Source organism: Streptomyces glaucescens, assembly GCF_002154375.1.
Classification (GTDB): domain Bacteria; phylum Actinomycetota; class Actinomycetes; order Streptomycetales; family Streptomycetaceae; genus Streptomyces; species Streptomyces glaucescens.
On the sequence record NZ_MUND01000066.1, the window covers coordinates 20,198 to 30,388 of the forward strand.

The 10,191-nt window shown below is 67.8% G+C and carries 9 protein-coding genes; 7 read left to right on the forward strand and 2 right to left on the reverse strand.

Annotated elements, in window-relative coordinates:
- The first annotated feature begins 1,969 nt into the window (after positions 1 to 1,969).
- From CCN42_RS05335 to CCN42_RS05350, 4 genes are all read left to right on the forward strand, one after another.
- Complete coding sequence (locus CCN42_RS05335) at positions 1,970 to 3,232, forward strand: ParA family protein (RefSeq protein ID WP_086733304.1); 1,263 nt, start codon at positions 1,970 to 1,972, stop codon at positions 3,230 to 3,232.
- On the forward strand, positions 3,229 to 4,362 hold the full coding sequence (locus tag CCN42_RS05340) for a ParB/RepB/Spo0J family partition protein (RefSeq protein WP_086733305.1): 1,134 nt from the start codon (positions 3,229 to 3,231) through the stop codon (positions 4,360 to 4,362). The genes CCN42_RS05335 and CCN42_RS05340 overlap by 4 nt, the downstream gene beginning before the upstream one ends.
- Before the next feature lie 269 nt (positions 4,363 to 4,631).
- Complete coding sequence (locus CCN42_RS05345) at positions 4,632 to 4,871, forward strand: hypothetical protein (protein WP_086733306.1); 240 nt, start codon at positions 4,632 to 4,634, stop codon at positions 4,869 to 4,871.
- A 6-nt stretch (positions 4,872 to 4,877) separates the two neighbouring features.
- Positions 4,878 to 5,474 carry a hypothetical protein gene (locus CCN42_RS05350; protein ID WP_245877161.1) on the forward strand — a complete coding sequence of 199 codons (597 nt, stop codon included), beginning with the start codon at positions 4,878 to 4,880 and terminating at the stop codon, positions 5,472 to 5,474.
- Positions 5,475 to 5,787: 313 nt separating this feature from the next.
- Here the strand turns inward: CCN42_RS05350 and CCN42_RS05355 are convergent, their stop codons facing one another.
- Positions 5,788 to 6,420 carry a TetR/AcrR family transcriptional regulator gene (locus tag CCN42_RS05355; protein ID WP_086733307.1) on the reverse strand — a complete coding sequence of 211 codons (633 nt, stop codon included), beginning with the start codon at positions 6,418 to 6,420 and terminating at the stop codon, positions 5,788 to 5,790.
- Positions 6,421 to 6,527: 107 nt separating this feature from the next.
- On the opposite strand from CCN42_RS05355, the gene CCN42_RS05360 reads away from it, so the two are divergent.
- From CCN42_RS05360 to CCN42_RS05370, 3 genes are all read left to right on the forward strand, one after another.
- Positions 6,528 to 7,466 (forward strand): alpha/beta hydrolase, encoded by a 939-nt coding sequence (locus CCN42_RS05360; RefSeq protein WP_086733308.1) that lies wholly within the window; start codon positions 6,528 to 6,530, stop codon positions 7,464 to 7,466.
- A 290-nt stretch (positions 7,467 to 7,756) separates the two neighbouring features.
- Positions 7,757 to 8,263, forward strand: coding sequence for a GNAT family N-acetyltransferase (locus CCN42_RS05365; RefSeq protein ID WP_245877162.1), 507 nt, complete (start codon positions 7,757 to 7,759; stop codon positions 8,261 to 8,263).
- 35 nt (positions 8,264 to 8,298) lie between these two features.
- A complete protein-coding gene (locus CCN42_RS05370) occupies positions 8,299 to 9,720 on the forward strand; it encodes an NF041680 family putative transposase (protein ID WP_086733309.1) in 1,422 nt (473 codons plus the stop codon).
- A gap of 48 nt (positions 9,721 to 9,768) precedes the next feature.
- Here the strand turns inward: CCN42_RS05370 and CCN42_RS05375 are convergent.
- Positions 9,769 to 10,191, reverse strand: a 423-nt coding sequence (locus CCN42_RS05375; protein ID WP_143661853.1) for a transposase, incomplete at its 5' end; no start/stop codon positions are given.

Consider the following 10,191-nt stretch of genomic DNA (forward strand, 5'->3'; position numbering starts at 1 on the left):
CGGGGCGGCCCTATGAGACCTGAGAGCCCCGGTCAGGTTCGAGTTGTGGCCACTCCCCCGCTCCCAGCCGTGATCACGACCGACATGGACTTTTGGCCTTGGCCGCCGACCAGGTGCAGCTCGGTGGGTGAATCCGCCGCGTGAGCGTCCCGGTCCGTGATCACCCGGCTCGTTGAACATGGACGCGGCGGTTCCTCCTGGACTTCACCCTTCTTCCGAGCCTGGCCGCATGCTGATGAGCGCGGCCCACCGTGGAGCCGACGCCCAGGTCACACACGATCGCACCCTTGGCACCGGCCAGAGCCTCGAGAGGGGTGAGTACTTAATACCAGGTGCCGTCCCGCTGCCATCGGCTGGGCAAGTCACGGGACCCTCCCCACGGCCCGTACTCACCGGACACATCCCGTCACAGAGAACCGGTCCGAACTCCGAACTCGTATGCCGTCGATCAACTGCTGCCGAGACCATAAGGGCGGCCGGCTTGCCCTCGAGCCTGGGTCAACAACGGCTCCGACATCGACCAGCGCTCGTCCGTGAACTCCCCGCCCCATGAACCGAGAGCATTCACCGCTCAAGTTCCACTTTCGAGGCACGGCGTGGTTCAAGCTGCCGTAGCCAACGCCGAGAAGCTCGCCAGGACGCATGCCGCTCGACTACTGCGGGGGCAGACAGCCCATCGAGGTGGTGTCTCACCCCGGTGATGGAAGGGCACCGGGCCAGCCGCCCTCGGCTGCCCCATCGCAACCGGTGGCGGTGCTGAATCCGCCGCGAACGGAGTCCGATGTCGGGTTCCAGGGTCGCATCTCGACTTCCCACGGCCGGGGGAGGCCCTATAACGGCGTCATTGCCCGGACTGGCACGTTCCCGACTACGTGGTTACCCACGCACCTGACCGTGCGCCATCGGTGGATGTGGCTGCACCTCTCCCGTCATTCGTGTCTACCAGGCAAGCACGGCAGCACCGGGACGTACTTGCTGGTGCAGGGGTTCCCGTAGCGCACAGGTTGTTCGGCTGTGACCGCCCGGCGCTGCTCTAGCCCACGGTGCCCGCACCGCCGGAGCAGCGCCTGATGCCGGTCCCGCTGCTCAACGGGCAGCACTGGGAGAACTTCGGCTCATCCGTACGGTGCGTGCTTGCGGGAAGACCCACCCCGCTGAGGTCCCAAGCGAAGGAGCCCACCTGCAAGTCTGCGCGGAGCTCTGGAAGGGGGTGCACACCCGCGTGAGCGGTGTCGTCTCCGTCTCGTCCAAGGAGGGCGGGATGGCCGACCACACCTGACGTCCTCCGAGGGGTGAAGCCGCCTGGCACCAGCCGCGACGTCGACTGCGCGCTCGCTTCGGCCAGAGCTCCCCACTCTGGGACTGTCACGGGGTGATGGCCCGATCGCTGACCGAGGCCGAGAAGCCGACGCAACCGCGAGCCGCTGGTGCTCGCCGAGGGCACCAGGTGCCCCCGCTCCCGTTGTTCCGCGGGGTCCCTGGCCGAGGCCGGCTGGTGGTCGCAAGGACTACGCCGTCGGCGGCTGGGTAGAGGCGCTGCCCCCGCGATCCGCCATCTTCGACCTTGATCGTCCCGGTCGGCGCGGGAACCGCCTCCAAGACGCCCCCGACAGGTCCTCTCCCGATGCAGCGGGGAACTGCGGATCACTACGGCAGCATTCCGGCGACTTGTTCCGCGTCACCGGCAACGTGGTCCAGCGGCAGCTGCAGCGGGAACCTGCCCGTCTTTCCGTCGACGTGGCGGTCTCGGATCAGGTCCCCCGCTAGCCGTCTGCGGCTGTCCAAGCTGCCTGTGCCCGGGGTGCGCTTATTACGACGTAATAGCGTGAGGCCGCCCTTCGCAAGGCAAGGTGAGGGGGCGCCTATTACGTCGTAATGAGCCCGAGCGCTGCTCGAGAAGGCCCAACAAGTCATGCCAGCTAACGTGTCGATGCTGTAAAAGATCAAGGACGTTAGTAAGGTGTCTCGCATGAGTTCTCCAGCCACCTCCAGCGACCGCGAGAAGGTCGTTTCCAAGCTGCCGGGATGGCTCCGGCAGAACCTGAAGATCAGAGCCGCCCAGTACGGCGTTGAGATTCAGGCTGCCGTCGAGCAGGGCATCAGAGACTGGTGCAGCCTGGCGTCCACCACGTCGGCCATCGACACCTCCGGCGCCGACTCCTTCTCCACCTTCCTGCCCCCAGGTCAGTGGGAAGAGTTCCGCCAAGTCGCCGCAGACCGCGGCGTCTCACTCATTCAGGGCCTGGCCCAGTCCGTCCAGCTGTGGCTCGACTCCAATCCGGCACCGGACGTCGCGCGGCCGGAGATCACTCGGCGCATCATCGTCTGCAACCAGAAAGGCGGTGTCGGCAAGACAGCGATCACCGCTGGGCTGGGCGAAGCACTCGCAGAGGATCCCAACACCCTCCATGCTGTGCGAGTAGCCAAAGCACTTGCCAAGGCCCTGCGCGCGAGCGAGTCAGCATCTGAGGACGCCACCGCCAACGACCCGCTGGAAGTCGAGAACCTGCCCGGTCTGGGACTGCGTGTCCTCCTGGTCGACTTCGACCCGCAGTGCCACCTCACCAATCAGCTCGGGGCCGCGCCTCTGCCCATGCATGGCGACAGCCTCACCAACCACATGGCGGGGGACCCCAAGGGCGACCTGCGTGACCTCATCGTCTCCATCGACGAGGGCAAGTTCGGCGGGCGTCTTCATCTCCTGCCCGCCTGCAACGATGCCTTCCTCCTCGATGTACGCCTGTCTGCCGTGCGTGCCAGGGAAGCCGCCCTTGAGCGCGCCCTCGCCCCGCTCGAGGCCGATTACGACGTAATCGTCGTCGACTGCCCGCCGAGCCTCGGCCTGAGCATGGATGCCGCCGCCTACTACGGCCGCCGCCGTGACGGCGAGAAGCCCGGCCAGTCCGGAGCATTGATCGTCGTGCAGGCAGAGGACAGCTCCGCCGATGCCTACGACCTGCTCACCACGCAGATCGACGATCTGCGGAGCGATCTGCAGGTGGACATCGACTACCTCGGCATCGTGGTCAACCTCTACGACTCCCGTCGTGGCTTCATCGCCACCTCCTCCCTGCAAGGGTGGGTGGATATAAAGGATCCCCGCGTCGTCGGCCTCATCGGGGACCTGAAGGAACAGAAGGAAGCAGTCCGGATGAAGCAGCCGCTGCTGTCATACGCTCCCAGGTCACAGCAGGCGATCGGTATGCGAGCACTCGCCAGGGAGATCGCATGAGCAAGGCCGATCAGCTGGGCAGCGGCCGCTTCGGTGGGGGAGTGCGCCCTGTCAGCGCCCGTCGGCAAGCCGTCGCCGCCGCTACGGGTGTTCCCACCGAAGGTGTCGCCCCGCCCACCGAGCTGCCTCCGCACCTCATCAGCCTCAACCCGGACAATCCCCGTTCCAGCCTTGGTGACCTCACTGACCTCGTCGGCAGCCTGAAGACCCACGGTCAGAAGCAAGCCATCACGATCATGAACCGGGACGCCTACGTCAAGGCCAACCCTGACCGCGAAGGCGAACTCGAACCCGACACGCTGTATGTCGTCATCGACGGCAGCAGCCGCCTTGCCGGCATCCGAGAGGCGCAACTGCCCACGGTCAAGGTCATGGTCAGTGACGACCAGGGCAACACCCCGGAAGAGCTTCTCGAATCCGCCCTCGTCGCCAACATCCACCGTCAGGATCTCGCGGAGATCGACGAAGCCCGAGCCCTGCAGCGGCTCCTGGCCATCCATGGCAGCCAGACCGCCCTCGCCAAGCGGCTGCACCGATCCCAAGGCTGGGTGTCCCAGCGCCTCGCCCTGCTGAACCTCTCTCCCGAACTGCAGGCTCGCATTGGTCAGGAACCAATCGACCTGCTGCGGGCGGTGGGCAACAAGCCCCAGAAGGAGCAGGAAGCAGCCCTGGAAGGGTTGAAGGCCGAACGCGCACGCAAGGAAGCGCAGAAGAGGGAGGGCTCCAAGACAAAGCCGGTGAGGAAGGCTGCCTCCCACGGGGAACAGTCCGCGAAGACCCAGAGCCATTACGCCGTAATAAACGATGCCGAGTCGGACGGCTCGTCATCGAGCCTGCAGACACAGCAACCCGCTGACAAGGAGGCAGTGGGGCAGGCGGTCCCGGAGCCCCGAACGGACTCGTCAGCACCGGTCACTGATCAGAGCGCTGACGAGGACCGGCCGATCCGCAAGGTGCCGTACGACCAGCCAGGCGCCCTCGCCATGCTGCTGGACGCAAAGATCGAGAGCAACGACGTCTTCTTCGAGCTTCTGCGGTGCCTCGGCGCCAGAGGCCTGCAACGGGATGCCGCCCGCCTAGCCGATCTGGGACAAGCCTTGACGGAAGAAGCCACTTCACAGGTGGGCTGATCCGGGAGGATCTCCAACCAACATTACGGGCCAGCTCCTGCGGGAGCTGGCCCTTGGTGTGAGGGCCGTCGGGCAGGCGGTCAGCTCATGCACGTGCCGCCGCACCCGGCGTGCACACCTCGGCATGAAGGGACCAGTGCGCACAGCGCAGCGAGCCCGCCCAGCGCTGACGACCTAGGCGTCTCTTTCGGATCTTGCCCGTCGAGCCCGCGTCTCCCCCAGCTACCTGGGGGGACCAAGATCCGGTAGAGGCGGCCTAGGGTTGGGCCATGAGCACGGCAGACGACGACCGCATCGCCCTCGACCTCCTCGACGCCCACCTGGAAGAGCTGTGGCGGGCAGCCGACGAACTCCAGCGGGGAAACCGGGCCGTCGTCCCCGAGGCACCGCGCGAGCTGGTCGGGGCCGCTGCGGACGATGCGGCCACGGAACTCCTGCGGTGGGGGTACGGAGAGCTGGCCGGCATCCCGCGCTTCCCGGCCGACGTGTTCGCCCGCAGCATCGGCTGAGCCCTCATGGAGCTGCGGCGGCGCCGCAGCCCCTGGAACGCGGCGGCCCTGCGTCTGTTGGACGACGCGTACGTCTTCCTCGCCACCGGTCCGCGCCGGCACGAGGACTGGGTCGAGGACGTCCTCGCCGTGATGCACCGCGAAGTCCCGGACCCGCGCGGCTGGCTGCGGATGGACGCCAACCGCACCAACAACGCCCGCTGCGCCGTGCCGGCGTACCCCTTCGAACCACCGCCCGCCGCCGGGTTCCGGGACCGTCTGCACGAGCTGGAGCCGGCGGCGGCCGTCACTGCGCTCGCCGTCATGGCGGAGGAATGGGGCTGCGGCCAGCCCTTGGGGAACTGGCCCGAGCGCGACGCCCTGCTGGCCGACGCGCGGTTCCTACTGGACCGCTATGGCCCGGACGCCCGGTTCTGGACGAACGCCATGGACGCGGCCTCGGACCCCGCCCGGGACTTCGTCCAGGCCGGCCTCAAAGGGACCAGGGCCCACGGCTTCATTACGGGCGAGTACATCAACGGCCTCGACCTGTTCGAAGAACTGGGCCTCATCGTGGTGTCCGGCGACGAGGTCGGGGTCTTCTGGTCCTTCGGCGCGCACTGACGCCGACCCCCCGGGGCACGCAGACCGTCCACCGCCCTCGCACGTCACTCCTAGCCCCGGCCGCGCAGCCGGCGCCCCCCGCCGAGGAAACCGCTGCTGCCCGCGAGCTCGCCCACCCACGTACGCGACTTCGACTCACTGGCCACCTGGCCTGACCGCCAAGACGACTAGTAGTACTTCGTTAGGTTCTGCCTTGTCTGTGGCGGCTTCGCGGGTTGGGCAGGGGTCGTCCGCAGGTGGTGCAGGTGCCGGTCCAGCACCTCAGTGCGTCCTACTCAAAGGGTGTCAGCCGTGAGCTGACGCCCCCAAGCCGCTACCGGACGAGGTGACTCTCGATGTGGTCGATCACCGCTGATACGGCCTGCCGGTAGGCGGTGCTCGACCGGCGGACCTGGGACAGCAGCATGCCGCCCTGGATGGCGGCCAGCAGAGCGGTGGCGAGCGCGGCGGTATCGGCGCGCTCGCTCAGCTCGCCCCGTGCCTGCATGCGTGCGAGTCCCGACCTGATGGGCCCTTCCCACCGGTCGAAGGCGGAGACGAGTCTGGTCCGTGCCGACTGGTCGCCGTCGGCGAGTTCGCTGGCGAGCGAGCCGATCTCGCAGCCGCCTTCGCATCCTCTTTCGTCCTGCCGGCTCCCTGCCCTGTCGCACCACTCGCGCAGGGCCTCGATGCTGTCCAGGTTGTCCAGCAGCGGACGCTGCTGGGCGAGCCGGGTGTCCGTCTGGTGGTCGATGACCGCCAGGACCAGGCCCTGCTTGTCGCCGAAGTAGTGGTAGATCTGCGACGCGCTGACCCCGGCGGCCGCCTGGATGTCCGGGATGCTCGTGCCCCCCGCACCGCGGTGGAACATCAGCTCCGCAGCGGCCTCGATGATGCGTTCGCGGGTCTTGCGACCCCCCGTGGTGAGCCGCCTCTTCGACTCTCCGGTCTTCGCTGGTGCGCTCATATGCCCACGCTACTCGAGTTGGAATTGACATTCCAATTACGCCTTGCCGATGATCGTGGAAAGGTCATTCCATACCGGATGGCCGTCCCTTCAGACAGGTGAGTGCCATGCCCCTCGACCCCCAGATCGAGACCCTGCTCAAGGAAGTGACCCCAGGAGGCGGACCGGCTCCCGAAACCCTGACGGTGGCGGAGAACCGCGAGTTCGGGCGCGCCTTCGGCGCCCTGGCCGGCGCTCCCGTACCGGTCGCCGACGTCCGGGACACCACGGCCGCTGCCGACGGCCGCGACATACCCGTCCGTATCTACCGGCCCTTCACCAAGCCGGACGCCGGGCCACTGCCCGTGACGCTCTTCTTCCACGGTGGCGGATGGGTCTTCGGCGACCTGGACACCCAGGACAACATCGCCCGCATCATGGCCAGCCGCTCCGGCACGATCGTGGTCTCCGTCGACTACCGGCTGGCACCCGAGCACCGCTTCCCGGCCGCGGTCGACGACGCCTACGCCGCGCTGACCTGGGTCGCGGACAACGCCCCTGACTTCGGGGGCGACGGAGAGCGCATCGCCGTGTTCGGCGAAAGCTCCGGCGGCAACCTTGCCGCGGTTCTCGCACAGGAGTCCCTGCGCCGCGGGGGACCTCGCATCACGCTCCAGGTGCTCGCCTACCCAGCGGTCGACCGGTTCGACGACAGCCCCTCGATGTACGAGAACATGACGGGCCCGGTCCTCTCCCGTTCCTACCTCGAGTGGTTCTGGGGCGCCTACCTCAGCACCCCGGACCAGGGCGCCGACCCGCGGGTCTCGCCGGCACGCTCCGACGAACTGGCCGGACTTGCTCCCGCCGTCATCGCCACCGCCGAGAACGACCCCCTGCGCGACCAGGGCGACCACTACGCCCGCAAGCTGGCCGACGCCGGCGTACCGGTCCAGCACCTCCCGGTCGAGGGAGCCATTCACGGCTTCCTCTCGTTCACCGGCTCGGTGCAACTCTCGCGGAACATACTGCACCAGCTTTCGGACGCCGTGGCCACGGCCTTCAACTGACCCGGCCCGTGCGGCTCCGCCAGTCGCCACCCCTCCACCACACGCAAGCAGAACAGCGACCGCCACTGTGCTGACCCTCGCCATGAGGCGGCTCGTGGCCATCCCGACCGATGAGCCGTTCAACAACCGGCCACGGTGACGGTTCACCGAACGGCAGGCCCTCACACCCGGAGCGCCGGACCCTGACCAGCCCAGAAGAAAGTTCAGAAACAGGCACTCAGCTTGTCGTTTAACGAAGCGGGTCCCTGGGCCGCCGCTCTGCCGGTGCGGGAGTGGTGGAAGCGGCTGTCGTGCTGGTGATTCTGCGCCAGGATGAAGCCGTGGATGACATCGTGTGCCGCCCTGCCCAGCACCATGAGTTAGCCGCCGTAGCTGAGTTGCGGTGGCGGTGGGTGCAGGAGCTCTACGGAACGCACGACATCAAGCTGGACGAGTTCGTTCCCCGGTTCGTGACATGTGCCCGGGAGACCGAGTCCTCGCATCGGTGCATGGTGATGGTCCGTGACGACGTTGTGATCGGCATGGCTTGGCTGGCTATCACGCAGCGTGTGCCGCATCCGCGCGCATTCGAGCGGATGTCGGGGGACGTGCAGTGCACATACGTCGTGCCCGAGGAGCGTGACCGCGGCCTGGGAGGCGAGCTGATCGAGGCGGTCTTGGCGTGGGCGAGGGACTTCGGTCTTGAGCGGGTGACCGTTCACTCCAGCGACCGGGCGGTTTCGGCGTACTCCCGTCATGGCTTCGAGGTTTCTCCGCGTCTGCTCCAGGTCGAGGTTGGGCAGGGTCGCGCGGGGTGAGTCCTCTGACCGGTGGCCGGGGTGAGTCGCTGGCCATGTTGTCGCAGTTCCGGGCGGACTTCTATGGGTGCCTCACGAGTCGCTCGGATGCGTTGTTCGAGCTGACGGACGCCCTCCTTTGCACGGAGGGCCCTGTCAAAACGCTGGTGGATCTCGCGCTCGCGCCAGAGCACCGGCGAGGTCACGGAGCCTTGTACGGGGGGCTCAACCAGGGGCGGATCGACTACGGTCGGCTCCGTCGGGCACTGGCCGGCCTGCCGTTGCCGAGAGCCGCGGACGGCAGGCTGGTCCTGGCCGTCGACGTATCGCCCTGGCTGAGGCCGGACGCGGCGACCTGCGCGGACCGTTCCTTCTGCCATACCTACGGCAGAGGGCAGAACGAGCACCGGATGATCCCTGGCTGGCCGTACTCGGTCGTGGCCGCGCTGGAGACCGGCCGCACCTCCTGGACCGCCGTGCTGGACGCGGTCCGCCTGGAGCCGGGTGCCGATCTCGCGGCCGTTACCACCACCCAGATCCGTGAGGTCACCGAGCGGCTCATCGCCGCTGGTCAGTGGCGGGAAGGAGACCCGGAGATCCTGGTCGTCCTGGACTCCGGATACGACGCACCTCGCATCGCTCACCTCCTGTCCGGCCTGCCGGTGCAGATCCTTGGGCGGCTCCGGTCCGACCGGGTCATGCGACGACCGACACCACCACGCGTCTACGACCCGAAAGGCGGGCGCCCGCCCAAGCACGGCGGCGAGTTCGTCTTCGGCGACCCTTCTACGTGGGGCACCGAGCAGGCCGTGACGACCACGGCCACCCGGCTCTACGGAAGAGCCACCGCGCAAGCCTGGGACCGGCTCCACCCCCGGCTCACCCGCCGTGCAGCCTGGCTCGACCATGAAGGGCCACTGCCCATCATCGAGGGAACCGTCATCCGCCTGGCCGTCGAGAAACTGCCCTCAGGAGGAGTCAACAAGCCGGTCTGGCTCTGGTGGTCGCGAACCGCAGCCACGGCTCAGGACATCGACCGCTGCTGGCAGTCCTTCCTGCGACGCTTCGACATCGAGCACACATTTCGCCTGTTCAAGCAGACCCTGGGATGGACGAAGCCTCGCCTCCGTGACTCCGCTGCGGCAGACCGCTGGACGTGGCTCGTGATTGCTGCCCACACTCAGCTCCGTCTTGCCCGCCCACTGGCCACCGACCTCCGGCGGCCCTGGGAAAAGCCGACGCCACCGAACAAGCTCACCCCGGCAAGGGTCCGGCGAGGGTTCAGAAACCTCCGCACGAAAACGCCGTCGCCAGCGCGTGCACCGAAACCGTCCCGGCCCGGCCCCGGGCGCCCGCCCGGCTCGAAGAACCGGCAGTCGGCCACCCGCTATGACGTGGGACGAGTCCTCGCCACCGGCCAGGCATACAGCCGACCCACTCATCACAAGGTGGGAACCAAACCACGGCGCGTTGGATAAACGACAAGCTCAGCAGGTTCTGGAGGAGATCCAGGACCTGGTAGAGGGTCAGGCCGACGTGTGGGCTTTTGGGTGGAGCCGCCGCAGGGTGAGGAATGCCTGGGCGGCGGTGACGAGGGTGACGTGGTGGTGCCAGCCGCGCCAGGTGCGGCCCTCGAAGTGGTCAAGGCCCAGGCCGTGCTTGAGCTCGCGGTAGTCGTGCTCGATCCGCCAGCGCATCTTCGCCCACCGCACCAGGTCGGCAACCGGTGTGGTGGCGGGCAGGTCCGATATCCAGTAGTCCGTCGGAGCGTCCTGGCCGTCCGGCCACTCGACCAGGAGCGTCCGGGTGGGCAGGACGCCGTCCCACCAGCTGCGGCCGCCGCCCGCCTCCTGGGCTGCGGCCAGGGGCTGCTTGCCCGCGGGCCGGACAGTCAGGACCGCGAACCGTGAGGACATCACCCCTTTGCTGCCCTGGCGCCAGGTCACCTC